Here is a 26,183-nt window from a genome sequence, read left to right as displayed (position 1 = left end):
TCCGCGCAAAGGGGCACCCGCATGACCCATTCCCTCCACGGCAGACAACGTTGGCTCGCGCTGATCGTGCTCTGCCTCGGCGTGTTGATGATCGTGCTCGACACGACCATCGTGAACGTCGCGCTGCCGTCCATCGCCGCCGATCTCGGCTTTGGCGAAACCTCGCTGGTATGGGTCGTCAATGCCTACATGCTGACGTTCGGCGGCTGTCTGCTGCTCGGTGGACGGCTTGGCGATCTGTACGGACACCGCAAGCTGTTCCTGTGCGGCATTACGCTGTTCACGCTCGCTTCGCTCGCCTGCGGCCTCGCGAATTCGCAGGTGCTGCTGGTCGCAGCGCGCGCCGTGCAAGGCCTGGGCGGTGCGATCGTCTCGGCGGTATCGTTGTCGCTGATCATGAATCTGTTCACGGAACCCGGCGAACGCGCAAAGGCGATGGGTGTGTATGGCTTCGTCTGCGCGGGCGGAGGCAGCATCGGCGTGCTGCTCGGCGGACTGCTCACCAACCTGCTGAGCTGGCACTGGATCTTTCTGGTCAATCTACCGATCGGCATTGCGGTGTACGCGCTGTGTCTCGCGCTACTGCCCGCCGCACGCGGGCACGCCCACGGCGAACGGCTCGACGTGGCCGGTGCGCTCAGCGTGACCGCATCGCTGATGCTCGCGGTCTATGCGATCGTCAACGGCAACGAAGCGGGCTGGATCTCGGAGCAAACGCTCGGCCTGCTGCTCATCGCGCTCTCGCTGCTTGCCACGTTCCTCATGATCGAGGCGCGAGTCGAGCATCCGTTGATGCCGCTCGGTCTGCTGCGCTTGCGCAATGTCGCGACCGCGAACGTGGTCGGCGTGTTGTGGGCGGCGGCGATGTTCGCATGGTTCTTTATTTCGGCGCTGTATCTGCAGCGCGTGCTCGGCTATCGCCCGTTGCAGGTCGGGCTCGCGTTTCTGCCCGCGAACCTGATCATGGGACTCTTTTCGCTGGGCGTGTCGGCGCGCGTGGTGATGCGCTTCGGGCTGCGCGGGCCGCTCGCCGCGGGCCTGCTGATCGCCGCATGCGGGCTTGCGCTGTTTGCGCTTGCACCCGTCGACGGCAGCTTCGTGCCGGACGTGCTGCCCGGCATGATCCTGCTCGGCTTCGGTGCCGGCATCGCCTTCAATCCGCTGCTGCTCGCCGCGATGAGCGACGTCGATCCCGCCGATTCGGGCCTCGCCTCCGGCATCGTCAATACGTCGTTCATGATGGGTGGGGCGCTCGGGCTCGCGGTGCTCGCGAGTGTCGCCGCGGCGCGTACCGAGACGATGCTGACGTCGTCGAGCGCGGCGATTGCGCTGAACAGCGGGTATCACGCCGCGTTTCTGTTCGGGGCGGTTTTTGCGGCGACGGCCGGCGTGCTGGGTGGGGCGTTGTTGAGACCAGGGCAGGCGGGTGGCGCTGCGAGCGTGCATGGTGACGTGGCGGATTCGGCTGCGCCCTCCGCCGCGACTGCAAAACCGCAAGCGCGATCAAATGCGTGAGTTCGCCGCCCACTATGCTGGCTTCATGCTGACATGAGAGCCGAGATGAACCCGGTTGGAAAAGCGCTCTGGTATATTGAAAGTCACTTCGCCGGCGAGGTGACGCTCGATGACATCGCCCGCTGCGGCTGCGTATCGCGCTTTCACCTCGCGCGCGCGTTCGAAGCGGCCACCGGAATGCCGGTGATGCGCTACGTTCGCGCACGGCGTTTGAGCGAGGCAGCACGACGTCTCGCCGATGGTGCACCCGACATCCTCGCGGTCGCCATCGACGCCGGCTACGGCTCTCACGAAGCATTCACGCGCGCGTTTCGCGAACAGTTCGGGCTCACACCCGACGCTCTGCGCGCGCGGGGTCATCTCGACAACCTGAGCATCGTGGAGCCGATCAAAATGGACGAAACCCTTCTGACCCATCTGGAACCGCCGCGCTTCGAAGACGGCAAGCCGTTTCTCATCGCTGGACTGAGCGAGCGCTATACGTGCGACAGCAGCAAGGCGATTCCATCCCAATGGCAGCGCTTTGGCGCCTGGTACGGCAGGGTGCCGGGACAGGTCGGCAAGGTGGCTTATGGCGTTGGCTATAACGCCGATGAACTGGGTAACTTCGACTACATGTGCGGCGTCGAAGTCAGCGATTTTTCCGCGTTGCCGCCAGAGTTGAGTCGTGTGCGCATCGCCGCGCAACGCTATGCGGTGTTCAGTCATCGCGAGCATATCTCGGGCATTCGTCGCACGATGAATACGATCTGGAATCAGTGGTTGCCCGCCTCAGGGCACGTGCCTGCCGATGCGCCGCATTTCGAACGCTATGGCGAGCAGTTCGATCCCCTGACGGGGATGGGCGGAGTCGAAGTCTGGTTGCCGCTGAAAAGTTAATGGTTGATTCGGCGGATGGCCGCTATGGCCGGCCATCCGCCTGATCGATCAAGGAGTGGCATGTCCGTGGGCATGCAACGCATGCACGTCGTCGTATTCCTGCGAAATGTCTTTATTTGTGTAATCGCCCAATCGCATGGCCGCGGCCACACTGATCACCGCGCACCCGAACACGTACCACGCCACCGCAAATCCCGAATGGAAGTAAGCATAGAGCGCGGTCGCAATCAACGGTGCCGGGCCGCCAGCGATCACGGAAGCCAACTGGTAACCCATCGACGCGCCGCTGTAGCGCAAGCGCCCGGTGAACGATTCGGCGATCAACGCGGCCTGCGGACCATACATCATTGCGTGCGGCACCAGCGAAACCACGATGGCCGCGAAGATCCATAACGGGTTACGGGTTCCGACCATGAAGAAGTACAGGAAGCCGAATAGCCCGACAGCAGCGGCACCGATCACGTACATGCGTCGACGTCCGATCAGATCGGACACGTGGCCGAACAGCGGAATCGTGACGAATTCCAGCACCGAAGCGGCCAGCACCGCCGTGAGCAACAGATCGCGCGTGACGCCCAGATTCATCACACCATAGGTGAATATAAAGGCCGTGAAAATATAGAAAGGCGCCTGCTCCGCCATGCGCGCAAGAGCCGACAGAAGAATGTCTTTCGGCTGCCGGCGCAATACTTCGCGCATCGGCGCCTTTTCGATCCTGTGCTCGGCGAGAAGCTTCGCGAAGATCGGCGTCTCGAGGATGCTCAAGCGGATATAAAGGCCGATCGCGACCAGCGCGATACTGAGGAAAAACGGCACCCGCCAGCCCCACGTGAGAAACGCGCTGCCGGAGATCTGGCTGGTGGCCAACACCACCAGATTCGCAAGGAACAATCCGGCAGGTACGCCGAACTGCGGCCAGGACGCGACGAAACCGCGATGTTTGTTGGTGCGTGCCCATTCCATCGACATCAACACCGACCCGCCCCACTCCCCTCCAACGCCCACACCCTGAATGAAGCGCAGCACCGTGAGCGCAATTGCCCCCCAGATGCCGATCGTCGCGTAGGTGGGAACAAAGCCCACCGCAAACGTCGCGACTCCCATCAGCAATAGCGTCACGATTAACGTGGCTTTACGTCCGATGCGATCGCCGTAGTGGCCGAAAATCGCTGCGCCCACCGGTCGCGCGATAAAGCCGACAGCGTAAATTAGAAAAGCCTGCAGTGTGCCGACGAGCGGGTCCGATTCAGGAAAAAACAGCTTCGCGAATACCAGACCTGTGACGGTGCTATACAGGAAGAAGTCATACCATTCGATCGTGGTACCGATCGTGCTGGCGATGACAGCGCGGCGCAACTGGCGCCGAGCCTCCTCATCGGAGAGGGGCATCGCCCCAGATTGCGTGGCAGCCATTTGATATCTCCCCAAAATGGAAGGGTGACATCTTTTATTGACATGTGGGTGTATTCGGTGGTTCCGGTAATGACGCGAGGTGCGCAAAGCGGAACCGCCTTTGCGGCTACTGTCATGGCCTGGAGCCTGGATCGATAAAAACCCGTATTCGATGCACTATTCGCAGAGATCGGCGTCCTATTCGAAAGATACATTTCGCAATTGCATTTTTTCCCGAATGAGCAATTCGGCAATCATCGCCTCAATGCAATTGATACCGATGTCAGAATTGAATCGGAGTTCGAACGAACTGTGGTTTCGGACATTAGCTCTCGCAGAGAATGGGGAGCGACTTGCTTCGCGTTGGCAGGCATCTCGCATGCTCGTCACACCCCAACCCGAATTACACCAATGGAATGTAGATATCCGTCTGCCACTGATCCAGCGGCGTCTCAGGATAGACGCTCAGGTAGTGGAAAAACAGCGGCTGATCCCGCAACTCTTCTCCGCTCGAAGGCAGCCAGTCGCGATAGATCGGGTAGATCGTCTCGCCGATGTGATCGGTCGATCCGGTGTGCCGAACCACCGCGCACCGTCCGCCCGGAATCAGCAGTTCGCGCACGCCGCAATCATTCGGCGCGACCGGTTCGTCGATCTCTCCGCAGATATCGAAGCGGAAATCTTCTGGTGGCAGCGTGTCCGGATTGCCGTGCGGAATGCCGAAGGTCCTGCTCGACGCCACCGGCGATTGTCCGCTTTGAATACGCCAATCGATGAACTTGCGCGCACTCTGATTGACGAGTCCAGGTGAACCACGATGCTCGAGCGCGGCAACGCGAGTTTCCGCAAAATCGACGATTTTCACTTGCATGGTCAGTTTCCTCGAAAGATAGGGGACGATAAAACTCGCACTCCAGAAGTGCCATGCCGGATGCCGTCGAAACGCGCTCGGCGTCATGCCGAACACACGCTTGAACGCGCGACTGAAGGCTTCGGGACTGTCGAAGCCCGCGTCGAGCGCGGCATCGAGAACCGAGCACGGCGCCCGCGACGCGAGACGGCGAGCCGCGCGCCGCAAGCGCATCAATTGCACGTAGCGTGCGACCGGCACGCCGACATACGCGGCAAACTGTCGATGAAAATGGAACATCGAGAAGTTCGCGATGCGGCTTAGCGCGTCGACCGACAGATCGCCGTCGAGGTTTGCGTCGATATAGGCGAGAACGGCTTCAAAGCGCTTCGTGTAGGCAGCGGTGGCGTCTGTGTGAGCTAGCATGGTCTGGATATCGTGCGAGTTCCTATATGGTCGCCGAGGTTGGGCACATCTTACCTAGCCGCACTTGCTCGATCTTCGATCGGCTCGCTGCCGGATCGGGAGAATTTACGTAAACTGACCTTCGTCCACCTTCGCCTCCTGAGACCTCCGTCGATGCCCTCTTCGATCAGCAATTCTCTCCTCTGGATTTTCGACCGGTTCGAACGCGATCCGACTTATGTGCGTCGACGGATGTTTGGTAGCGATGCCGCGTATATAGACGGCCTATTGTGTCTGGTTGCCGCCGATCGCGACAAGCCGTGGAATGGGCTGCTCGTCTGTACGTCGCAGGAACGCCATGCGGCTCTGATTGCCGAGATGCCCGCGTTGCGGCCTCACCCGGTGCTTGGCAAATGGCTTTATGTGCCGCAGGAGGATCCTTCGTTTGAAGACTCTGTCGAGCAACTCACGGCGCTCGTGCTGGAGCGTGATCCGCGCGTGGGCGTGGAGCCCAAGCCACGAAAGCGGCGCGGTAAGTCTGAGTTGCCGAAAGGATGAAGCGGCCGGGAGCCGCTTCGACCTCCCGGAACTCGGTCCAACGTCGGGCACATCGGATAGGCCGCGAATCGCATCCCATCACGCTGTCGCCGCCCCACGCGGCAGCACCCCCTTCCCGCTCAAATACGCCAGTCCCTGCGCCAGCCCAAACTCCAACTGCGTCCCATCCCTCGCCTGCCGGACACTAATCATCCTTTCACTCGCCTCCTTCTTCCCCACGACAACAAGAAACGGCACTCGCTTCTCCCTCGCATCGACGATCTTCTTCTCCAGCCTCTCAGCCCGTCCATCAAGCACCGCCCGCACCCCGGCATCTTCGAGTGCCTGCGAGACCTGCTGCGCATAGCCCACACTCGCATCGCTGATCGAGGTCACGACGACCTGCTCCGGCGCCAGCCAGGCCGGCATCCACCCGTCGTCATGCTCGAGCAGCATCGCAATGAATCGCTCCATACTGCCGAGCACCGCGTGATGAATCATCACTGGACGCTCGTGTTCATTGCGCTCATTGACGTACCGCGCCTCGAGCCGCTCAGGCAGCACGAAGTCGAGTTGAATCGTGCCGCACTGCCAACTGCGCGCACGGCTATCCATCAAATGAAATTCGAGCTTCGGTCCGTAAAAGGCGCCCTCTCCAGCGAGTACATCGAATTCGAGTCCCGCCGCTTGCGCCGCATTGGCCAACGCCTGTTCCGCCCGATCCCACGTCTGCTCACTGCCGGCGCGCGAAGCAGGCCGCGTCGCCAGCGCAACCGTGAACGCCGGAAAGCCGAGATCCGCATACACGTCGCGCAGCAGCGCGCAGAAGCGCCCCACCTCCGACTCGATATCCGACACCGCGCAGAACACATGCGCGTCGTCCTGCACGAACGCGCGCGTACGCTTCAAGCCCTCGAGCGACCCCGACGGCTCGTCCCGATGACACGCGCCAAATTCGCTATAGCGCACCGGCAGCTCGCGATACGACCGCACGCGCTGATTGAACACCTGCACGTGGCAAGGACAGCTCATCGGTTTCAGACAAAGCGCGCGGCCTTCTTCGGCGTCGGCGAGCGAATACATCGCGGCACCGAACTTCTCCCAATGGCCGCTCTTCTCCCACAGCGAGCGCGCCAGCAATTGCGGCGTGCGAATCTCGCGAAAGCCCGCGCGACGCATGCGGGCCCGCACATAATCTTCGAGCACGCAATAAAGCATCCAGCCGCGCGGGTGCCAGAAAACCATGCCGGCACCTTCTTCCTGCTGGTGGAAAAGATCGAGCTTATTGCCCAATACACGATGGTCGATGTCGTTCACGGTCATGCTCCGTTGGTTCGAAGGTCGCAATCTTCGCGATGGATGCCGCTAACGGAGAGCCCAGAAACGCCAAAGGCCCCGTCCGTTTTCGGCGGGGCCTTTGGGGATTTGACACTGCTGCTCGTACTTTTCGTACTTTCCTGCTAGCGCGCGCAATCTCCAGACGACCCGCCTGTGAAGGTGGTCGTCGTGGTGGTGACGGCAGAGAGGGAAAGAAAGTAGAGGTTCATGGATCGACAGTAAACCATTTCGATGGGAAGCGTCAATCGCCATGAGTGCGCCGAGAGTGTGGACGTGTTCTCGATCCTCATTGCGCTACACGGCAAAGAGCTGGTTGATATCCAGGTGCAGCGAACACGCATTCATACCTGCCTCTCATCAATCGATGATTGCAGTCAAGATGTTTTAACGCATTCGATTGAATATGAATTGATGACCCACTTGTCGTCGAATCACTTAGTCTTCTTAAGCATCGTTATTCATGCTTCGCAAAATCGCGAACGAATTTTTCCAAAACTAATTCGGAGGAGACCACATGAAAACCAACACGTTGTGTTCAACGTGTGCGCTGCTATTCGGTTTGACAACGAGCGGCATCGCCTATGCGACCGATTGGACGACCTCGGGTAACGGCTTGATGAACGCCCGAAATCAGGCGAGTGAATCGGCGATCAGTCCGAAGACAGCCGGGTCCCTTCACAAGCTATGGGCAACTGACACAGTCGGAAACGTGACGGCGACCCCCGCACTCGACGACAGCTACGCCTATTTCCCGGATTCCGCGGGCTATCTCTACAAGGTCGACAGGAAGACCGGCAAGGTTATCTGGAAGAACCTCGTCTCGTCATATACGGACATCCCTAACGACTACGCCCGCGCCACGCCCGCGATCTCTGGAAACGTACTCATACGTGGCAATCAAAGCGGCAAACTGTCGAGTCCGCAACCGGCCCCGGTCTTTGCCGTCGACAAGAACGACGCGGGGCCTTCGTCACTTTGCTACGATGTGAGTCTGTTCCGACGCCGGCGCATTTGGCGCGTACCGCCAGCCGGCCAGGAGTCACCACCGAACTCACCGAGCACTTAGCCTTGACGATCCACATCCGCCCCGCCACCGCTTCCGACGCCACGCTGATCCTGCACTTCATCACCGAACTCGCGATCTACGAGAAAGCCGAGCACGAAGTCGTTGCCGGCGTCAAAGACATCGAGAAGAGCCTGTTTTCCGCGGGCGCGCCCGCGCAAGCGCTGATCTGCGAAATGGACGGCGAGCCCGTCGGCTTTTGCGTGTACTTCTTTTCGTATTCGACGTGGCTCGGCAAGCAGGGGCTTTATCTGGAAGACCTGTACGTCTCGCCCGCCTCGCGTGGCAGCGGCGCGGGCAAACAGATGCTGCGCCATCTCGCGCAAATCGCCTGCGAAACGGGCTGCGGCCGCTTCGAATGGAGCGTGCTCGACTGGAACGAGCCGGCCATCGGCTTCTACAAGTCGATCGGCGCGGAGCCGCAAAGCGAATGGGTGCGTTACCGTCTCGCGGGCGATGCGCTCAAAGCATTCGCCGAAGGCGAAACCGAACGGAACACCTAAGCCCGCTCACCGCACCGGAGCCGCGACGGGCGCCACCTCGAACGCGTCGCCCGTCGCGAAGAAGGTGCCGCCGGCCACGTAATGGCATGTGCGCAGGTCGGGATCGTCGCCGAAATGCCAGCGGTTGTGCGAATACACGCGGCTATCCGCATACGCGGCCACCACCTCGCCGATGATCAGATCGTGCCGCTGGCTGTCGTCCGGAATCACTTTGCACTCCATCCACGTGATGCAGCCGTCGAGCATCGGCACGTCGATTTCCTGCGCGCGGAAGGTCTTGAGATCGAACGCGGAGAATTTGTCGAGTTCGATGCCCGGGTGCGTGCCGACCGCGAGCGTTTGCGCGGCGAAACCGCGACTCGGCAGTTGCAGCCCGAACACGCCGCTCGCTTCGATCAGGCGGCGCGTCAGCGTGCGGCCATCCACGACGACCACCACCTTTGGCGGATTGAAATCGAGGGGCATTGCCCATGACGCGGCCATCACGTTCGATCGACCAGCGTGCGCGCTCGTGATCAGCGTGACCGGTCCGTGATTGAGCAGTTGAGTCGCGCGCGACAGTTCCACGGGTTCTCGGGTGGCGTTCATGGCATCGTGATTGCGTCGAAAGGATGACGCCGATTGTAGCGGGGCGGGACAAATGCGGTGCGGCGCAGGGCCGAGCGATACGAGGGCGATACGAGGGCGATTCGAACCGCGCGAACCGCGCGCGGATGGCGGCCGAATCGAACCGCCGGGCGGCAGCCTCAAGCCGCCGCCCGATCAGACTTCAAGCGAGCTTCAAGGCACCCTCAATGATGCGCCTTGCCGTTCGGCACCGCATTGAGCGGCTTGTGCTGCTCGTCGCCGAGGCCCGGGAAGAACGCGTTCCAGGCGGCGCGCACGCCCTGCGCCGCGGTGGCTTCGGCGCTGACCGACTCGGCCGCGCCGTCCGCGGCTTTCGACGGATCGGCGGACAGGCCGCGCCAATGCGTGAATACGAGCAACGGCTTTTCGGTCCACACGCCGTCGCCAAATTTTGCAAACGCCGTGTCCCCGCTCGCCAACTGCACCTCGTACCAGCCTTCGCGCGCGGGCGTATGGATCGCAAGGTCAAACCACGGGGTCGGTTCGATTTCCTTCATGTCGTCTCCGGTCGGATAGATCGTCATCGATAACCACGGTCAATGCATTGTTCGTGCCCATCGCCGGCGCTACGCCCACGACGCGGCGGGCGCTGCGCGTGTCGCGCGAGCATCCCGCGCGACAGGGCGGCCAACCGCGGCACATGCGGGCAAACCAGCACATCGGAACTGCGAAGTCGCCGCGCATATGACACGATAGCGCGACATGGGCCAGGCGGACAAACGTAAAACTTACATGTCCGGGTTGGCGGACGTACGGGGTTGCGGGGTGGGCTTTTTGCGGGGCCGGGAGCTGGGTTTTCCGGTGGCTTGTCCGACGGGTTTCGCCGTCGGTTTCGCCGTCGGTTTCGCCGTCGGTTCTGCCTTCGGTTTTGCCGCTCGCTTCACAGCCGGTCGTGCCTCTCCCTCCATCTCCCGCACCAACTCCGCCAGCGCTTGCACCGCAGGCCCCAAGCGCTCCACCTCCGTATTGCCGTACCCGATCACGAGCCCGTTCGTCTGCGCCGACGCCTCCATCGCGAAGCCCGACAGCGCGCGCGGACTGAGCCCCCGCGCCTGCGCCCGCGCCGTGAGCGCGCGATCGTCGAGCGATGCGGGCAGCCGCAGCGTCAAATGCATGCCGCAATCGCCGCCGAGAATCGTCGCCGCCGGAAAATGCTCGGCCAGCGCGTCGCGCAGCGCCTGCTGGCGCTCGCGGTACAGACGCCGCATCCGCCCAAGATGCCGCCCGAACTCGCCGCTTTCGATGAAATGCGCGAGCGCCAGCTGCTCCAGCCGATGGCCGCCGCGCAGCATCTCTTGCAGCGCAACAGCAGCGTGCGCGGCAATCGCGCGAGGCAGCACGACGAAGCCGATCCGCAGCGCCGGAAACATCGTCTTGCTGAACGAGCCGACGTACAGCACGGGCGCCCCGTCGACGAGTCCCTGCATACTCGCGATCGGCTCGCCGGTGTGGCGCACCTCACCGTCGTAATCGTCCTCGATCAGCCACGCGCCGCAGCTTCGCGCCCGGGTAATCAGCTCGAGCCGCCGCGCTACCGAAAGCACCGCGCCCGTCGGATACTGATGCGCGGGTGACGTGTAGATCAGCTTCGGCGGATGCGTGCGCCACGCGTCGGCCGGCACGGCCATGCCTTCGGCGTCGACGGGAATCGGCAGCATGCGCAAGTCGCCCGCGTTGAAAGCGGCCTTCGCGCCGCGATAGCCGGGGTCCTCGACCCATGCGATATCGCCGGGATCGGTCAGCAGCCGCACGCACAGGTTCAGTGCTTCCTGCGCGCCCTCGGTGATCACGACTTGCGCCCCATCGCAGCGCACGCCGCGCGCCATCCGCAGATGCGCGGCGATCGCGTCACGCAACACGGGCTCCCCAGCCGGCGTGCCGTAGCCGAGCGCACGCGGTAAGGCGCGCTCCATCGCCCGTTCGAGCGCGCGCCGCCATGCGGCAAGCGGGAAACGGTCGAGCGCGGGCGTGCCGGGGGTCAGCGCATACGCGTTGTCGGCGTGATTGTGCGACGCCGCGAACTGCTCGACGCGCGCCGCGTACGCGACCTCCGGCGCAGCCGACGCCGCGGCCCGCTCGCCGCGCGCGGCGGGGCTCGACAGCGGGCTCACGCGCGTGCCCTGGCGATCGGCGATCACATAGCCGACCGCGGCGAGATGCTCGTAAGCGATCACGACCGTATTGCGCGACACGCCCATTTCGGCGGCGAGCAGCCGCGACGACGGCAGCACCGACCCGGCCGGCAGACGACCGCCGAGAATCGCCTGCTGCAGACCTTCGATCAGCTGCTTTTGCAGCGGCGCGGGCCGCGTGGACCCACTGGCGCCGCTCGCGGCGAAGGCGTCGTCCGCATGGACGAGTGGCCCGATGATTTCGATCATGGTGGCTGGACCTATCGAATAAGCGTGTCGTGGATCTTTTGAACATACCACGTTTGTCGTATCGTTCCTGCATCGACACGCATCGGCATCCTCCGGCATCGCCCATTCATCGACAGGAGAACAGACATGGAACCCACACGCAACGACTACGGCCAGGCGATCGGCAAGCCCGTGCCGGGCTGGCACGGCGCGCAGCCGCCGGGCCGCGAGCCGCTGAGCGGCCGCTATTGCCGGCTCGAACCGGTCGATGTCGAGCGCCACGCGGCCGACCTCTTCGACGCGTACCGCTCGGCCGCCGACGGCCGCGACTGGACCTACCTGGCGGTCGGCCCGTTCGACAGCCTCGCGACCTATCGCGAACATCTGACGCGGATGGCGGCATCGAAAGATCCGCTGCACTACGCGGTGATCGACCTCGCCACGGCCAAGCCGGTCGGCACGCTGTCGCTGATGCGGATCGATCCGGCCAACGGCGTGATCGAAGTGGGCCACGTCACGTATTCGCCGCGGCTCAAGCGCACGCGCATCGCGACCGAGGCGATGTGCCTGTTGCTCGGCGAAGTGTTCGACAAGCTCGGCTACCGGCGCTTCGAATGGAAGTGCGATTCGCTGAACGAGCCGTCGCGCAAGGCCGCGCTGCGCTATGGATTCACGTTCGAGGGGATCTTCCGCCAGGCGATCGTCTACCGCGAGCGCAATCGCGACACGGCCTGGTTTTCGATCATCGACAGCGAATGGCCGGCGTTGCGCTCGTGCTACCAGCGGTGGCTCGACGCGGGCAATTTCGATGCGCAAGGGCAGCAGGTCGAGCGGCTCGCCGATCTGATCGCGCAGCGGCGAGCAGCGGACGAGGCCCGGTAGAACCAGACGATCGAATCAGCGCGCCGCCGATGCCCCCGCACGCGGCGCGCCCCTGCGGACGCCCCGATGCTACGGTCTCCGAACGATACGACGCGCGCCCGGCAGAGCGCGCTTCCGCCAGCCCTTCGCTGCGCGCCGCCAACCCCAGCGGCCGAAGCAACTTCGCTCTACACTGCCCACATACGTTTGCGCCCCCGTGCCGACGCGATCCTCAGCGCGGCACCAGCATGCGCAACGCGTGCTTTCTTCCATACCGCTGCTGCCCAGCCGATGAAATCCCGCCTGCGCTACCTGAGCGCATTGCTCGTCAACGTCGCGCTACCCTGGCTTGCCTACCGGCTCGCATTTCCGCACTGGGGGCAGGTGGGTGCGCTCGCCGCATCGGCGATGCCGCTGATCGCATGGATGACGGTGGATTTGCTGCGTTATCACCACTTCGACGCGCTGAGCGCACTGGTGCTCGCAGGCGTGCTGCCGGCGCTTGCCGCGAGCCTCGTCTTCAGCGATGCGCGTCTGCTAATGATCGAAGATCCGATGGTGTCGGGCTTTATCGGCATCACGTTTCTCGCGTCGCTCGCGCTGCGCAAGCCGATCGTGTTCTACCTGGCGCGCTCGACGATGTCGCGCGAAGACCATCGCAGCGCCGAGTTGTTCGAGCGACATTGGCGGAATCGTCCGAAGCTCGCTGCCTATATCCGTCTGATGACACTCGTGTGGGGAGTCGGCATGATCGGCGAGAACATCGTGCGCAGCGCGATCGTGCTGCATTGGCCGAACGATCCGCGCTCGGCGCTCGCATCCATGGCGCTGCGTTACGGTGTGTACGCGGTGCTGACGCTGTGGACGTTCCTGATTCGCCGACGCATCAAACAGGACGCGCAGCGCTATCCCGCCGACGAGCCCGCGCCCGCGGGTTCGCCGGCGCGTGCGTGACCGACTGCGCCGGCGGTCCATTCACGCCAACTCCAGAAACCTCGCCAAACAGGGATTCCGATTCGCCGGCGACCACGCGAGCACCTGCTCGATCAGCGGCGCGTCGGCGAGCGGCCGGAACACCACGCCCGCGAGCTGCGCCTTGCGCATCGACGACGGCACCAGCGCGACGCCCACGCCTTCGTCGACGAGACTCAGCACTGTCTGCTGCAACTGCACCTCGAAGCGGATGTCGGGCTCGAAGCCGCCCGAGCGGCAATGCTCGAGAATCGTCGCGCGCAGGCCCGGCGCGACTTCTTCCAGGGCGAGCACGAACGGCTCGCCCGCCAGCTGCGCGATCTTCAACCGACGCGCCCGCGCGCGCGGATGGCTGCGCGACAGCGCGACGCATAGCGGCTCGGTGAGCACCGTGCGCGTTGCGAGTGACTTGTCGGGCACGGTCGGGAACATGATCGCCGCGTCGATGTGGCCGGCGAGCAGCTGCGCGGCCAGATCGTTCGATACGACCTCGCGCAGCTTCAGCTCGACCTCCGGATACGCGGCGCCGAACACTCGCGCATAGCCGGGGACGACGCTGTAAGCCGAGCACATCGTGAAGCCGATTTCGAGCTTGCCGGCCTCGCCGTGCGCGGCGGCCCTGGCGTTACTGACCGCCTGTTCGAGCGACGCGAGAATCGCCTTCGCGTCCGCGTAAAAGCGCTCGCCCGCCGCGGTCAGCGTGACGCTGCGCGGACTGCGCTCGATCAGTGTGACGCCGAGGCTCGCCTCCAGCGCCGCGAGCTGCCGGCTCAGCGGCGGCTGCGACAGATTGAGCCGCGCCGCCGCCCGGCCGAAATGACGCGTTTCGGCGAGCGTCACGAAGTAGCGCAGCGGTTTGACATCGATCACGACACCCCCGTGGATTGACGATGCAAAAAAGGTATTGTCGGCCCTTCAACACAGTATTGGATTGTATCAACGCAATTCGCTACGCTGGCGGGTCTTCAGTTCCGTCACCGTTCCGCGCACGCCCGTACTTCCCCTTTTGCACCGATGCTAGCCACGCTCGAAATCCTCCTTCCCGTTTTTGGCCTCATTTTCGCGGGCTTCGCGTGCCGTCGACGCGGCGTGCTCGGACCGAACTCCGCGTCCGAACTGAATCGCTTCGTCGTCTGGCTCGCGCTGCCCGCGCTGCTGTTCGACACGATGGCGCACGCCACATGGCGCCAGCTGTATCAGCCGGCTTTCGTCGCGACGTTTTCGATTGCGTGCGTGAGCGTGTTCGCGTTGATCCTCGCGCTGCGTCTTCTGAGCGGCCGGCATCTGGCCGACGCCAGCGTCGACGCGATCGCGGCCTCGTATCCGAACACCGGCTACATCGGCTTTCCGCTCGGCATGATCGCGTTCGGCCACGCGAGCCTGACGCCGACCACGATCGCGACGATCCTCGTCGCTTGCGTGCTGTTCGCGGTCGCGATCGTGCTGATCGAAATCGGCCTGCAAACCGAGCGCATGCCGCACAAGCTCGGCCTGAAGGTGCTGCGCTCGCTCGCGCGCAATCCGCTGATCGTGTCGCCGCTCGCGGGCGTCGCGCTCGCGAGTCTGCATGTGACGCTGCCCGCGAGCGCGGAGACATTTCTGAAGCTGCTGGCCGGCGCGGCGAGTCCGTGCGCGCTCGTGAGCCTCGGGCTGTTCCTTGCGGAAAAGCGTCCGAACCAAACCGAACAGGAAGCGGGCGCCGGCGGCATCTCGCTGCTGCTGACCGGCGTCAAGCTGGTCGTACAACCGGCGTTGACCTGGTGGCTTGCGGCTCGCGTATTCGGGCTTGCGCCGATGCTGGTCGAAATGGCCGTCGTGCTTGCCGCGCTGCCGACCGGCACCGGCCCATTCATGCTCGCCGAGTTCTATCAGCGCGAAGCGCACATTACGTCGCGCACGATCCTGCTCTCGACGCTCGGTTCGGTGGTGACGCTGTCGTTGCTGCTGATGGTGATGGGTCATCAAAGCTGAGGGCCCGGGATGCGGTCCGTACCGCCGCCGCGCTATGCTTCGCAAACGGACCGCCGGGGGTGACGTTGGGCTCGGGTGCGGCGGGGTCAATACGTCGGGAGGCAGAATCGTGACGAGCGCAAACGCCACCGAAATGCCGTCAACCAGCACGCCGATCAGATTCATCACACCAGACCCGACGACCGCCGGCGCCGGTTCGAGCAAGTTCGTATAGCGCGCCCGAATCCGTGAAATTTTCCTGTCTGCCCCGCCGGCCGCGGCAGACAGCGGGCAGCGCCGCCCGGCATCACCGCCCTCCTACGTGATCTCGTATCCGCCTTCGTCAGCCAGCGCACGCGAGGCCAAGCGCGGTTCGCGCCGTGCATGGTAAATTCCAGCGTCGGCAAGACAACTCCAAGAACGTTCGGGTGACCTGAACATCTTCATCCGGTCCACCCGCCACTGGCGATACAAGGTAGATCGATGATCGACGTGAGTCAGCGTATTGTCTGGCGGCGCCTCTACGTTGCGCTGTGCAGCTGCGTCGCGCTGGCCGGCTGCATGGTCGGCCCCGACTATCACGCGCCGCCCGCGCCGGCCACCGACACCTTCACCGCCACGCCACTGCCCGACCAGACCGCCTCCGCGCCCGGCCCCGCCGGCCTGCCGCAGCGTTTCGCACCGGCCCAGGACATTCCCGCCGCATGGTGGACGCTGTTTCATTGCGAACCGCTCGACGCGCTGATCCGCGAGGCCATCGCCAATAGTCCGAACATGGCCGCGGCGCAGGCCGCGTTGCGCCAGGCCCGCGAGAATTACACCGCGCAGGCGGGCGGCACCCTGCTGCCGAGCGTCGACGCGCAACTGGGCGCCACGCGCGAAAAGCTCAACGGCATCGCGTTCGGCGAGCCCGGCCTCGTCGAGGAATTCAATCTCTACAACGCGTCGGTCAACGTCTCGTACAAGCTCGACGTGTTCGGCGGCGCGCGGCGCGAACTCGAAGCGCTGCATGCGCAGATCGACTATCAGCGCTTCCAGCTGCAGGCCGCCTGGCTCGCGATCTCGGCCAATATCGTGACCGCCGCGGTCAAGGAAGCGTCGGTGCGCGCGCAAATCGACGCGACCGAGCGGATCGCCACCGAGGAACAGCAGCAGCTGACCCTGCTCGACCAGCAATTCTCGCTCGGCGGCGTGAGCCGCGCGGCCGTGCTCGCACAGGAAACGCTGCTCGCGCAGACCCGCGCGACGCTGCCGCCGCTCTCCCAGCAGCTCGATCAGGCGCGCCACCAGCTTGCGGTGCTCGCCGGCAAGCTGCCGAGCGACACCGGCGTGCCCGAATTCACGCTCGACATGTTCTCGCTGCCCGACACCCTGCCCGTGAGCCTGCCGTCGTCGCTGGTGCACCAGCGCCCCGACATCCTCGCCGCCGACGCCACGCTGCATCAGGCGAGCGCGCAGGTCGGCGTCGCGACCGCGGCGATGTATCCGCAGATCACGCTGTCCGCGAGCTATGGCGCCGAGGCGTTGACGCCCGCGCAGGTGCTCAGGGCGGGCAGCACGATCTGGAGCATCGGCGCGGGCCTGCTGCAACCGGTCTTTCACGGTGGCCAGCTGAGCGCGCAGAAGCGCGCGGCCGAAGCCGCCTACGAGCAGGCCGGCGCGCAATACCGCGAGACGGTGCTGCTCGCGTTCCAGAACGTCGCCGACACGCTGCGCGCGCTCGAACACGACGCGACCGGCCTCAAGGCGCAAACCGACGCATCGCGCGCCGCGGGCGATTCGCTCGAACTGACGCGCGGCCAGTATCGCGTCGGCGGCGTCAGCTACATCGCGCTGCTCGACGCGCAACGCCAGTATCAGCAAACGGTCGTGAGTCTCGCGCAGGCGCAGGCAGCGCGTTACGCCGATACGGCGGCGCTGTTCCAGGCGCTCGGCGGCGGCTGGTGGAATGCCGCGGCGCCCGAGTCCGCGGCCGCACCGGCGGCCGCGTCGGCGAGCGGGTCGGCGAGCGGGTCGGCGAGCGCGTCGAATTCGTCGTCAGCAACTACAGCAACCGCCGCAACGCCACATTGACCGTGCCCTGACGCAACCCTCAGCCCTCGCCCCAAGCCGAGCAAGGACATCACGATGGCCGAAAGAAAACCGATGACGAAGCGGATGGTGATCATGTTGATCTGCGTCGGCCTGCTGCTCGCCGCGCTGGTCGGCTTCAACCTGTTCCGCGCGCACATGTTCGCGAAGTTCATGGCGGGCAACACCGCGCCGCCGGCGACGGTATCGGCGGTGGTGGTCAGCTATCAGTCGTGGCAGCCGCAGCTCACGGCGGTCGGCAGCCTGCGCGCGGTGCGCGGCGTCGACGTGACGACGGAAGTCGCCGGACTCGTGCGCGAGGTCGCGTTCGTGTCGGGGCAGGAAGCGAAAGCCGGGCAGATCCTCGTCAGACTGAACGCCGACGGCGACGTCGCGCTGCTGCAATCGCTGCAGGCCGCGGCCGAACTCGCGCAGACGGTCTACGAGCGCGATCGCGCGCAGTACGACATCAAGGCGATCGCCAAGGCCCAGCTCGACGCCGACGCGGCCGACCTCAAGGGCAAGAAGGCCCAGGTCGCGGCGCAGCAGGCGCTCGTCGACAAGAAGACGATTCGCGCGCCATTCGCGGGGCGCCTCGGCATCACGACGATCAATCCGGGGCAATACCTGAATCCCGGCGATGCGATCGTCACGCTGCAAGCGATCGATCCGATCTACGCCGACTTCTCGGTGCCGCAACAACAGCTCGGCCAGCTCGCGATCGGCGCAACCGTCAGCGTCGATACCAACGCGTACAGCGGACGGGCCTTCACCGGCAAGATCCAGTCGATGAGCCCGAAAGTCGACAGCGCGACGCGCAACGTGCAGATCGAAGCGAGCGTCGACAATCACGAGCGCAAGCTGCTGCCCGGCATGTACGCGAACGTGAAGATCGACTCGGGCGCCGAGGAGCGCCACTTGACGCTGCCGCAAACGGCGATCACCTACAACCCGTACGGCGCGACCGTATTCGTCGTGAAGCCGGGCACGCAGCCCAACGCGCAAGGCAAGACGCTGCCCGTCGCGCAGCAGGTGTTCGTGACGCCGGGGCCGACGCGCGGCGACCAGGTGGCGATTCTGAAGGGTGTCGACGACGGTACGCAGGTCGTGACGAGCGGCCAGATCAAGCTGAAGAACGGCACGCCGCTGATCATCGACAATCGCGTCCAGCCGTCGGACAGTCCGAATCCGACGCCGCAGGAACAATAAGCGAGGCCGCCCGATCATGTTCACGGACATCTTCATCCGCCGGCCGGTACTCGCTTCGGTCGTGAGCCTGCTGATCCTCGTGCTCGGGGTGCGTGCGCTCGCGGTGCTGAAAGTCAGCCAGTATCCGCAGACCGAAAACGCGGTCGTCACGATCACGACGGCCTACTACGGCGCGAACTCCGACACCATCGCCGGCTTCATCACGCAGCCGCTCGAAGCGGCGATCGCGCAGGCGCAGGGCATCGACTACATGTCGTCGACGAGCATCACGGGCGTGTCGACGATCATCGCCACGCTACGCCTGAACTACGATGCGAACCGCGCACTGACCGAGATCAACACGCAGATCGGCTCGGTGCGCAACCAGCTGCCGCCGCAGGCGCAGCAGCCGGTGCTGACGGTGCAGACCGGGCAGACCACCGACGCGATGTACATGGGCTTCTACAGCAGCGTGCTGCCGAGCAACAACGTCACCGACTACCTGTTGCGCGTGGTCAAGCCGAAGCTCGATTCGATCCAGGGCGTGCAGACCGCCGAAGTGCTCGGCGGCCGGCAGTTCGCGATGCGCGCGTGGCTCGATTCGGCGCGGCTCGCCGCCCATGGCGTGAGCGCGAGCGACGTGTACACCGCGCTCGGCAACAACAACTATCTCGCGACGCTCGGCACGACGAAAGGGCAGATGGTCAGCGTCGACCTGGAAGCGGGTACGGACCTGCATACCGTCGACGATTTCAAGCAGCTCGTCGTCAAGCAGAAGAACGGCTCGATCGTGCGTCTCGAGGATGTCGCGAACGTCGTGCTCGGCGCCGACAGCTACGACTTCAACGTCGCGTTCAGCGGCAAGCGTTCGGTGTTCATCGGCATCAAGGTCGCGCCCGACGCGAACATTCTCGACGTGGCCAAGCGCGTGAAAACCGTGTTCCCCGATCTGCAGAGGCAGTTCCCGACCGGCATGACGGGCGACATCGTTTATGACGCGACGGACTTCGTGAACACCGCGATCAAGGAAGTGATCAAGACGCTCGTCGAAGCGCTCGTGATCGTGACCATCGTGATCTTCCTGTTTCTCGGCAGCTTCCGCGCGGTGATCGTGCCGCTGATCGCGATGCCGCTGTCGCTGATCGGCACGTTCTTCGTGATGCAGGCGCTCGGCTATTCGATCAATCTGCTGACGCTGCTCGCGCTCGTGCTCGCGATCGGGCTCGTCGTGGACGACGCGATCATCGTCGTCGAGAACGTCGATCGGCACATGAAGCACGAAGGCAAGACGCCGTTCGACGCCGCGCTGATCGCCGCGCGCGAACTCGGCGGCCCGATCCTCGCGATGACCGTCGTGCTGATCGCCGTCTACGCGCCGATCGGCTTCCAGGGCGGGCTGACGGGCGCGCTCTTCACCGAGTTCGCGTTCACGCTCGCGGGCGCGGTGACGGTGTCGGGCGTGATCGCACTCACGTTGTCGCCGATGATGTGCTCGCGCTTCTTTCGCACCGAGCAGGAGTCGGGGCGTTTCGCGCGTTTCGTCGACCGCCAGTTCGAGCGCGTGCATCGCGGCTACGGCCGCCTGTTGCATGCGACGCTCGATACCTGGCCGGTGTTCGTGATCATGGGCGCGCTGCTGCTGTGCGGCACCGTGTATCTGTTCATGACCTCGCAGTCCGAACTCGCGCCGCAGGAAGACCAGGGCGTCGTGCTGTCGCAGATCATCGGACCGCCCAACGCGACGATCCAGCAGATGCAGACCTACGCGGATCAGGTGTACGACGCGTCGAAGTCGCTGCCCGAATACGCGCAGATGTTCCAGCTGACGGGCTCGCCCACCATCAACCAGGGCATCGGCGGCGTGCTGTTCAAGACCTGGGATCAGCGCGGCAAGAACGCGACCGTGCTGCAGCAGGAGTTGCAGCAGAAGTGGAATCAGATCGCCGGCGCGCGCGTAGCGGCATTCCAGTTTCCGCCGCTGCCGGGCTCGCAGGGCTTGCCGGTGCAGTTCGTGATCAGCACGACCGAGCCGTTTGAAAACCTCAACGAGGTGTCGCAAGCGGTGCTCGAAAAAGCGCGCGAGAGCGGCATGTTCTTCTTCGTCGACAGCGACCTGAAGATCGACAAGCCGGAAGCGGTGCTCGTCGTCGACCGCGACAAGGTGGCCTCCCTCGGGCTGTCGCAAAGCGACGTCGGACAGGCGCTCGGTTCGGCGCTGGGTGGCGGCTACGTCAACTACTTCTCGATCGCGGGACGCTCTTACAAGGTGATTCCGCAGGTGCTGCAGACCGACCGGCTCAATCCGTCGCAGGTGCTCGACTACTATCTGCGCACGCCGGACGGCAGCGTGATTCCGGCCTCGACGGTCGCGCATCTGAAGCACAGCGTCGTGCCCGAATCGATCAATCACTTCCAGCAGTTGAACTCGGCGACGATCTCCGGCGTGACCGTGCCGGGCGTGTCGCAAGGCCAGGTGCTCGACTTTCTGCGCAAGGCGACCGCGCAGGTCGCACCGGCCGGCTATTCGGCCGATTACTCGGGAGAGTCGCGCCAGTTCGTGCAGGAGTCGGGCGGCTTCGTCATCACGCTGCTGCTCGCGACGATCATCGTGTTCCTCGCGCTCGCGGCGCAATTCGAGAGCTTCCGCGATCCGATCGTGATCCTGATCTCAGTGCCGATGGCGTTGTTCGGCGCGCTGATCTTCATCAACATCGGCCTGACCACGCTGAACATCTACACGCAGGTCGGCCTCGTCACGCTGATGGGGCTAGTCAGCAAGCACGGCATTCTGATCGTGCAGTTCGCCAACGAATTGCAGCGCGCGGGCCGCACCAAGCGCGAAGCGGTCGAGGAAGCCGCCGGCGTGCGGCTGCGCCCGATCCTGATGACGACCGCGGCGATGGTGCTCGGCGTGCTGCCGCTCGTGATCGCGTCGGGCGCGGGCGCGGCGGGCCGCAACGCGATGGGGCTCGTGATCTTCACGGGGATGTCGATCGGCACGCTGTTCACGTTGTTCGTGGTGCCGGCGATGTACATGTTTCTGGCTGCGGATCATCAGCGGCATGCGCAGGCGCCGAAGGCCGGCGAGGCCGGCGAGGCGGGTCAGGCGGGTTAGGGCCGGGGTGGTTGCGCAGCCGGCGCGGGCGGGTTGCCCGAAATTCGAAAGCCGTTGTCCTGATGCCTTTTCTCGCGTCACCTAGACTACCGTGCATTCGCATTCGCCGCGCAACGCGGCGCAAGACCAACCGGAGCCACGCACGATGAAAGCAATCCAGTTCAAGACTCTTGGCAGCCCCGAAGTGCTCGAATACGTCGATCTGCCGACGCCTCAAGCCGACGCGGAGCATGCGGTCGTGCGGGTCATGGCGGCCTCGGTCAATCCGAGCGACGTCAAGAACGTGTCCGGCCATTTCGAGCACACGGTGCTGCCGCGCATACCCGGGCGCGACTTCAGCGGCGTGGTGGCGGACGGCCCGGCCGCGTGGCTCGGCGCCGAGGTGTGGGGCACCGGCGGCGATATCGGCTTTACGCGCGACGGCACGCACGCCGAATACATCCGGATTCCGGTCGCGGCACTGTCGCGCAAGCCGGCCGGCTTGAGCCACGCCGAGGCGGCGGCGATCGGCGTGAACTTCGTGGTCGCGTGGCTCGGCACGGTCGAATACGCAAAGTTGCAGGCCGGTGAGACCCTTGCCGTGCTTGGCGGGGGCGGCGGTGTGGGCGGCGCGGTCGTGCAGATCGCGAAAGCGCGAGGCGCGCGCGTGATCGCCGTCGACCGCCGGCCGCTCGATCCGGCCTCACCCGCGGGCCGCCTGATGGACGCCTACGTGCCGCTCGACGAACACGCGGCCGAACGCGTGCGCGAGCTGACCGGCGGCGCGGGCGCGGAAGTCGTCTACGACTCAGTCGGCGGCGTCGCGTTCGAGACCGCGCTGAGCCTTGCGAAGCGGCGCGGCCGCGTGCTCGAAATCAGCGCGACCGGCAAGCGCCGCGTCGAGTTCGATCTGATCGATTTCTATCACAAGGAGACGCAACTGCTCGGCGTCGACAGCGCGAAGCTCGGCGTCGCGGAATCGGCGCCGCTGATGACGGCGCTCGTCCAGGGCTTCGACGACGGCAAGCTGAGCGGCCCGGCGATCGCGCAGGAATTCCCGCTCGCCCGCGCGCGCGAAGCCTATGAGGCGGTCGCCGCCGGCACTCGCGGGCGCGTCGTGATTCGCATGCAATGACCGTCCCTCTGTCGCGCAGGAATCCGCAACATGAAAGCGTATGTTCTGTCGCTTGGTGCAGGCGTGCTGGTCGGGGGGCTCTACGACGTGATGGCCGTGAGGTCGCCCGCGCCGCCGACGGTCGCGCTCGTCGGCCTGCCCGGCATCGTGGGCGGCGAGCATCTGATTGCGTTCGTGCGCGCATGGCTCGCATCGACGCTGCATTGAAGCCGCGGCCTCAGGCCGTCCGCGACACGCTAAGATTGAGGCCGCCGGGCGCCCGCGCCGCCCGGCGAGAACGATAAAAGCATTGCCTCGGAGAATCTGATGTCTGAAGAATATGAAGTGCATGGTCCGCACGACCATGCCGTCGAACACGCCGGCCAAGCCGGGCATCATGACGCAGATCCGTTCGCGAGCCGCATGGCCGTGATGACCGCGATCCTCGCGACGATCGGCGCGCTGTGCGCCTACCAGAGCGGCAACGCCGAAAACCTCGCGCTGTTCTACAAGAACGAAGCGGCGATCAAGAAGACCGAAGCGTCGAACCAGTGGAGCTACTACCAGGCGAAGGGCGAGAAGGAAAACCTCGCCGAACTCGGCGCGGCGCTGTCGGCGCCCAATAGCGACGCGCACGCGAAGTTCGTCGCCGACGTCGAGAAATACAAGCAGCAGAAAGAGCCGATCCGCGCGAACGCCGAAGCGATCGAAAAACAGGTCGTCGCCGCCGACACGCGCAGCGAAGGGCTGCTGCACGGCCATCATCGCTGGGCTCAGGCGACGCTGCTGATTCAGGTCGCCATTGCGCTGTGCGCGATCACGCTGCTCACCCGCAAGAACTGGCTGCGCAATCTGTCGTACTGCATCGCGGGAGCGGGCGTCCTGACCGCGGGCGCGGCATTTTTCGGGCTATGAGCGCGGTCTATCGGATGTCTTCTTTCAGCCAGAGCGTGTCAGCAGGGAGTGTGTCGTGATCGATGGGTCCGCCGTGGTCGGCGTGTTTTCCGTGTATATCGCGGGCGTGGTGAGTCCGGGCCCGAACTTCGTCGCGGTCGCGCACAAGGCCGCTTCGGCGACGCGCATCGAAGCGCTCGCGATGGTCGCGGGCATCGTGCTCGTCAATCTGTTCTGGGCGAGCTGCGCGATTCTCGGCGTCGGCATCGTATTCGCCGCGTTCCCGTGGCTCGCGCTCGTGGTCAGGATCGTGGGCGCGTGTTATCTGCTGTGGTTCGGCGGGCGGCTGATCTTCAACTCGTCGGCGGCAAGGCAAGCGGTGCTCGTCAAGGCACCGGCGGGTGGCTTCAGGCAAGCGTTCGCGCAGGGCTTCGCGACCAACATCGCGAATCCGAAGTCGATGGCGTTCTTCGCCGCGGTGTTCTCATCAGCGGCGCCCGCGCATGTGAGCACCGGCACGTTTGCCGCGATGCTCGGCATGGTGTTCGTCGTTGCGAGCAGCTGGTACGGGTTCGTCGCGCTGGCGTTGTCGCATGAGCGGATCGCGTCGGCGTATCGGCGCGGCAAGATGTGGGTCGATCGTGTGTGCGGCGGTTTGATCGTTGCATTGGGGCTGCGACAGCTGATTCGTTGAGGCGCCCCTGACGCACGCGCCAGCCCCGATGGGCCAGCCCCGATGGGCCAGCACCAACGTGCCGGCACCAATGTGCCAGCACCAACGTGCCGGCCTCAATGCGCGAGCCCGCGCGCACGCTCCAGCAACAGCTCGCGCTCGCGCGTATTGCGCGTCATGGCCGCGGCGCGCTCGAATTCCGCGCGCGCTTCGTCAACGCGTCCCAGCTTGACCAGCAGATCGCCGCGCACGCTCGGCAGCCAGTGATAATTCGCGAGCGCCGAACCAGCGGCGAGCGCATCGACGATCTCGAGTCCGGCCGCCGGCCCGAACGCCATTCCCACCGCGACCGCGCGATTCAACTCGACCACCGGCGACGGCGTAACCTGCGCCAACGCATCGTAGAGCGCGACGATCTGCACCCAGTCGGTGTCCTCGGCGCGGCGCGCCCGCGCATGACAGGCGGCGAGTGCCGCCTGCAACGCGTACGGCCCGCTCGCGCCGCCGAGCGCATGCGCACTGTCCAACGCAGCGAGACCGCGGCGGATCAGCAGCGGGTCCCAGCGGCTGCGGTCCTGCTCGAGCAGCAACACCGGACGTCCCTGCGCATCGGTGCGCGCGTGGGTGCGCGACGCCTGAATCTCCATCAGCGCGACGAGACCATGAACCTCGCTCTCGTTGGCTACGAGTCCGCTCAACACGCGCCCGAGCCGCAACGCTTCCTCACATAGCGCCGGGCGCATCCAGTCGTCGCCGGCGGTGGCCGAATAACCTTCGTTGAAGATCAGGTAGATCACCTGCAGCACCGACGCGAGCCGCGCCGCGCGCGCGTCCGCCTGCGGCACCTCGAACGGCACGCGCGCCGCCGATAGCGTGCGCTTCGCGCGCACGATCCGCTGCGCGATGGTCGGCTCGGGCACCAGAAACGCGCGGGCGATTTCGTCGGTGGTTAGGCCGCCGAGCAGACGCAGCGTCAGCGCGACGCGCGCATCGGTCGACAGCACCGGATGGCACGCGGTGAAGATGAGCCGCAGCAGATCGTCGCCGATGTCGTCGGCGCGCGCGGCATCGAGCGCATCGACGAAATCGGGCACCACGTGCGCTTCGATCGCGTCGAGATCGTGGCCGAGCTCCTCGCGCTTGCGCGCATGCAGCGCTTCCTGGCGCAGGCGGTCGAGCGCGCGGTTTTTCGCGGCCGTCATCAGCCAGGCTCCGGGGTTGTCGGGCACGCCCGCGTCGGGCCAATGCTCGAGCGCGGCCACCAGCGCGTCCTGCGCGAGTTCCTCGGCGAGCCCCACGTCGCGCACGATCCGCGCGACGTGAGCGATGACCTTCGCGGATTCGATCCGCCAGACAGCGTCGATCGCACGATGGGTGGCCTGTATCGTCACGGCGCTAGCCTTCACCCACTGCCGACGACGGTTGCACGTTCAGGGCCATGTAAGCGAGCTCCAGGACATAGGCCATCGAATCAGCGGCGATCTTCTTCGAACTTGCGAAAGCGCTCGACTTCCGGCCCCGGCTCGAAGTCGTCGAGTTCGAATAGCTGCCGCACCTCGATTTCGCCATCGGCATGCTCACCGAACGGCGCCGGGAAACGCCGCGCCCATTCCATCGCCTCGTCGCGCGAGCGCACCTGGATCAACGTGTAGCCCGCGATCAGTTCCTTGGTTTCCGTGAACGGCCCGTCCACGACGCTCCGTTTGCCACCGCTATAGCGCACGCGCCAGCCTTTCGAACTCGGCTGCAAGCCCGTCGCGTCGAGCAGCACGCCGGCCTTCGCGAGTTCTTCGTGGTACGCGCCCATCGCGGCGATCAGCGACGGCTCGGGCATCTCGCCGGCTTCGCTCGCGGCCGTGGCCTTGACGATGATCATGAATCGCATGTCGTTGCTCCCT

At 64.9% G+C, this 26,183-nt stretch carries 24 protein-coding genes; 15 read left to right on the top strand and 9 right to left on the bottom strand.

Annotated elements, in window-relative coordinates; translation table 11 throughout:
* Window positions 1-21: 21 nt before the first annotated feature.
* Both L0U84_RS20630 and L0U84_RS20625 read left to right on the top strand, forming a co-directional pair.
* On the top strand, window positions 22-1,515 hold the full coding sequence (locus L0U84_RS20630) for a DHA2 family efflux MFS transporter permease subunit (protein WP_233852286.1): 1,494 nt from the start codon (window positions 22-24) through the stop codon (window positions 1,513-1,515).
* Window positions 1,516-1,560: 45 nt separating this feature from the next.
* Window positions 1,561-2,394 (top strand): AraC family transcriptional regulator, encoded by an 834-nt coding sequence (locus L0U84_RS20625; protein ID WP_233852284.1) that lies wholly within the window; start codon window positions 1,561-1,563, stop codon window positions 2,392-2,394.
* A 48-nt stretch (window positions 2,395-2,442) separates the two neighbouring features.
* Here L0U84_RS20625 and L0U84_RS20620 read toward each other — a convergent pair whose 3' ends face one another.
* A complete protein-coding gene (locus tag L0U84_RS20620) occupies window positions 2,443-3,807 on the bottom strand; it encodes an MFS transporter (RefSeq protein WP_233856654.1) in 1,365 nt (454 codons plus the stop codon).
* A gap of 382 nt (window positions 3,808-4,189) precedes the next feature.
* Complete coding sequence (locus L0U84_RS20615; protein ID WP_233852283.1) at window positions 4,190-5,062, bottom strand: AraC family transcriptional regulator; 873 nt, start codon at window positions 5,060-5,062, stop codon at window positions 4,190-4,192.
* Between the two features lie 153 nt (window positions 5,063-5,215).
* Here L0U84_RS20615 and L0U84_RS20610 point away from each other — a divergent pair, with 153 nt between their 5' ends.
* Complete coding sequence (locus L0U84_RS20610; RefSeq protein WP_233852281.1) at window positions 5,216-5,599, top strand: hypothetical protein; 384 nt, start codon at window positions 5,216-5,218, stop codon at window positions 5,597-5,599.
* 78 nt (window positions 5,600-5,677) lie between these two features.
* Here L0U84_RS20610 and thrS read toward each other — a convergent pair whose 3' ends face one another.
* Window positions 5,678-6,895, bottom strand: a complete 1,218-nt coding sequence (gene thrS / locus L0U84_RS20605; protein ID WP_233852279.1) for a threonine--tRNA ligase — start codon at window positions 6,893-6,895, stop codon at window positions 5,678-5,680.
* Window positions 6,896-7,430: 535 nt separating this feature from the next.
* On the opposite strand from thrS, the gene L0U84_RS20600 reads away from it, so the two are divergent.
* Both L0U84_RS20600 and L0U84_RS20595 read left to right on the top strand, forming a co-directional pair.
* Entirely contained in the window at window positions 7,431-7,982 is a 552-nt protein-coding gene (locus L0U84_RS20600) for an outer membrane protein assembly factor BamB family protein (RefSeq protein ID WP_233852278.1), read from the top strand.
* A 2-nt stretch (window positions 7,983-7,984) separates the two neighbouring features.
* Window positions 7,985-8,482: a GNAT family N-acetyltransferase gene (locus L0U84_RS20595; protein WP_233852276.1), complete on the top strand. Its 498-nt coding sequence runs from the start codon at window positions 7,985-7,987 to the stop codon at window positions 8,480-8,482.
* 6 nt (window positions 8,483-8,488) lie between these two features.
* Here the strand turns inward: L0U84_RS20595 and L0U84_RS20590 are convergent, their stop codons facing one another.
* The 3 genes from L0U84_RS20590 to pdxR form a co-directional block, all read right to left on the bottom strand.
* On the bottom strand, window positions 8,489-9,070 hold the full coding sequence (locus tag L0U84_RS20590; protein WP_233852275.1) for a flavin reductase family protein: 582 nt from the start codon (window positions 9,068-9,070) through the stop codon (window positions 8,489-8,491).
* A 203-nt stretch (window positions 9,071-9,273) separates the two neighbouring features.
* Window positions 9,274-9,606, bottom strand: coding sequence for a hypothetical protein (locus tag L0U84_RS20585; protein ID WP_129956219.1), 333 nt, complete (start codon window positions 9,604-9,606; stop codon window positions 9,274-9,276).
* A gap of 231 nt (window positions 9,607-9,837) precedes the next feature.
* Window positions 9,838-11,490, bottom strand: coding sequence for a MocR-like pyridoxine biosynthesis transcription factor PdxR (gene pdxR / locus L0U84_RS20580; RefSeq protein WP_233852274.1), 1,653 nt, complete (start codon window positions 11,488-11,490; stop codon window positions 9,838-9,840).
* 126 nt (window positions 11,491-11,616) lie between these two features.
* Here pdxR and L0U84_RS20575 point away from each other — a divergent pair, with 126 nt between their 5' ends.
* A complete protein-coding gene (locus L0U84_RS20575) occupies window positions 11,617-12,351 on the top strand; it encodes a GNAT family N-acetyltransferase (protein WP_233852272.1) in 735 nt (244 codons plus the stop codon).
* Window positions 12,352-12,621: 270 nt separating this feature from the next.
* A complete protein-coding gene (locus L0U84_RS20570; protein WP_233852270.1) occupies window positions 12,622-13,284 on the top strand; it encodes a VC0807 family protein in 663 nt (220 codons plus the stop codon).
* A 21-nt stretch (window positions 13,285-13,305) separates the two neighbouring features.
* Here the strand turns inward: L0U84_RS20570 and L0U84_RS20565 are convergent, their stop codons facing one another.
* Window positions 13,306-14,172 carry a LysR family transcriptional regulator gene (locus L0U84_RS20565; RefSeq protein WP_233852268.1) on the bottom strand — a complete coding sequence of 289 codons (867 nt, stop codon included), beginning with the start codon at window positions 14,170-14,172 and terminating at the stop codon, window positions 13,306-13,308.
* A 144-nt stretch (window positions 14,173-14,316) separates the two neighbouring features.
* Here L0U84_RS20565 and L0U84_RS20560 point away from each other — a divergent pair, with 144 nt between their 5' ends.
* From L0U84_RS20560 to L0U84_RS20525, 8 genes are all read left to right on the top strand, one after another.
* Window positions 14,317-15,273 carry an AEC family transporter gene (locus L0U84_RS20560; RefSeq protein ID WP_233852267.1) on the top strand — a complete coding sequence of 319 codons (957 nt, stop codon included), beginning with the start codon at window positions 14,317-14,319 and terminating at the stop codon, window positions 15,271-15,273.
* Between the two features lie 462 nt (window positions 15,274-15,735).
* A complete protein-coding gene (locus L0U84_RS20555) occupies window positions 15,736-17,325 on the top strand; it encodes an efflux transporter outer membrane subunit (protein ID WP_233852266.1) in 1,590 nt (529 codons plus the stop codon).
* A 54-nt stretch (window positions 17,326-17,379) separates the two neighbouring features.
* Complete coding sequence (locus L0U84_RS20550) at window positions 17,380-18,531, top strand: efflux RND transporter periplasmic adaptor subunit (RefSeq protein WP_233852264.1); 1,152 nt, start codon at window positions 17,380-17,382, stop codon at window positions 18,529-18,531.
* A 16-nt stretch (window positions 18,532-18,547) separates the two neighbouring features.
* On the top strand, window positions 18,548-21,625 hold the full coding sequence (locus tag L0U84_RS20545; protein WP_267939940.1) for an efflux RND transporter permease subunit: 3,078 nt from the start codon (window positions 18,548-18,550) through the stop codon (window positions 21,623-21,625).
* Between the two features lie 145 nt (window positions 21,626-21,770).
* The gene (locus tag L0U84_RS20540; RefSeq protein ID WP_233852263.1) at window positions 21,771-22,739 is read left to right on the top strand and encodes a quinone oxidoreductase family protein; all 969 of its coding nucleotides are present in this window, start codon (window positions 21,771-21,773) and stop codon (window positions 22,737-22,739) included.
* Between the two features lie 30 nt (window positions 22,740-22,769).
* A complete protein-coding gene (locus tag L0U84_RS20535) occupies window positions 22,770-22,946 on the top strand; it encodes a DUF1427 family protein (RefSeq protein ID WP_233852262.1) in 177 nt (58 codons plus the stop codon).
* 99 nt (window positions 22,947-23,045) lie between these two features.
* Entirely contained in the window at window positions 23,046-23,633 is a 588-nt protein-coding gene (locus L0U84_RS20530; RefSeq protein WP_129956209.1) for a DUF4337 domain-containing protein, read from the top strand.
* Window positions 23,634-23,688: 55 nt separating this feature from the next.
* Window positions 23,689-24,306 (top strand): LysE family translocator, encoded by a 618-nt coding sequence (locus L0U84_RS20525; RefSeq protein ID WP_129956208.1) that lies wholly within the window; start codon window positions 23,689-23,691, stop codon window positions 24,304-24,306.
* 95 nt (window positions 24,307-24,401) lie between these two features.
* On the opposite strand, the gene L0U84_RS20520 is transcribed toward L0U84_RS20525, so the two are convergent.
* Both L0U84_RS20520 and L0U84_RS20515 read right to left on the bottom strand, forming a co-directional pair.
* A complete protein-coding gene (locus L0U84_RS20520) occupies window positions 24,402-25,676 on the bottom strand; it encodes an RNA polymerase sigma factor (RefSeq protein WP_233852261.1) in 1,275 nt (424 codons plus the stop codon).
* 80 nt (window positions 25,677-25,756) lie between these two features.
* Window positions 25,757-26,170: a YciI family protein gene (locus L0U84_RS20515; RefSeq protein WP_233852260.1), complete on the bottom strand. Its 414-nt coding sequence runs from the start codon at window positions 26,168-26,170 to the stop codon at window positions 25,757-25,759.
* Window positions 26,171-26,183 lie beyond the last annotated feature (13 nt).

This window comes from Paraburkholderia sp. HD33-4 (assembly GCF_021390635.1).
Classification (GTDB): domain Bacteria; phylum Pseudomonadota; class Gammaproteobacteria; order Burkholderiales; family Burkholderiaceae; genus Paraburkholderia.
The sequence above is the reverse complement of the archived record's forward strand: the minus strand, read 5'-3'. Positions and strand labels throughout refer to the sequence as shown.

Coding starts and splice junctions, on each gene's coding strand:
- L0U84_RS20585 (WP_129956219.1), bottom strand. CDS start 9,606: ATGAAGGAAATCGAACCGACCCCGTGGTTTGACCTTGCGATCCATACG.
- L0U84_RS20615 (WP_233852283.1), bottom strand. CDS start 5,062: ATGCTAGCTCACACAGACGCCACCGCTGCCTACACGAAGCGCTTTGAA.
- L0U84_RS20575 (WP_233852272.1), top strand. CDS start 11,617: ATGGAACCCACACGCAACGACTACGGCCAGGCGATCGGCAAGCCCGTG.
- L0U84_RS20620 (WP_233856654.1), bottom strand. CDS start 3,807: ATGGCTGCCACGCAATCTGGGGCGATGCCCCTCTCCGATGAGGAGGCT.
- L0U84_RS20630 (WP_233852286.1), top strand. CDS start 22: ATGACCCATTCCCTCCACGGCAGACAACGTTGGCTCGCGCTGATCGTG.
- L0U84_RS20600 (WP_233852278.1), top strand. CDS start 7,431: ATGAAAACCAACACGTTGTGTTCAACGTGTGCGCTGCTATTCGGTTTG.
- L0U84_RS20625 (WP_233852284.1), top strand. CDS start 1,561: ATGAACCCGGTTGGAAAAGCGCTCTGGTATATTGAAAGTCACTTCGCC.
- L0U84_RS20535 (WP_233852262.1), top strand. CDS start 22,770: ATGAAAGCGTATGTTCTGTCGCTTGGTGCAGGCGTGCTGGTCGGGGGG.
- L0U84_RS20545 (WP_267939940.1), top strand. CDS start 18,548: ATGTTCACGGACATCTTCATCCGCCGGCCGGTACTCGCTTCGGTCGTG.
- L0U84_RS20560 (WP_233852267.1), top strand. CDS start 14,317: ATGCTAGCCACGCTCGAAATCCTCCTTCCCGTTTTTGGCCTCATTTTC.
- L0U84_RS20515 (WP_233852260.1), bottom strand. CDS start 26,170: ATGCGATTCATGATCATCGTCAAGGCCACGGCCGCGAGCGAAGCCGGC.
- pdxR (WP_233852274.1), bottom strand. CDS start 11,490: ATGATCGAAATCATCGGGCCACTCGTCCATGCGGACGACGCCTTCGCC.
- L0U84_RS20550 (WP_233852264.1), top strand. CDS start 17,380: ATGGCCGAAAGAAAACCGATGACGAAGCGGATGGTGATCATGTTGATC.
- L0U84_RS20530 (WP_129956209.1), top strand. CDS start 23,046: ATGTCTGAAGAATATGAAGTGCATGGTCCGCACGACCATGCCGTCGAA.
- L0U84_RS20540 (WP_233852263.1), top strand. CDS start 21,771: ATGAAAGCAATCCAGTTCAAGACTCTTGGCAGCCCCGAAGTGCTCGAA.
- L0U84_RS20555 (WP_233852266.1), top strand. CDS start 15,736: ATGATCGACGTGAGTCAGCGTATTGTCTGGCGGCGCCTCTACGTTGCG.
- L0U84_RS20610 (WP_233852281.1), top strand. CDS start 5,216: ATGCCCTCTTCGATCAGCAATTCTCTCCTCTGGATTTTCGACCGGTTC.
- L0U84_RS20590 (WP_233852275.1), bottom strand. CDS start 9,070: ATGAACGCCACCCGAGAACCCGTGGAACTGTCGCGCGCGACTCAACTG.
- L0U84_RS20570 (WP_233852270.1), top strand. CDS start 12,622: ATGAAATCCCGCCTGCGCTACCTGAGCGCATTGCTCGTCAACGTCGCG.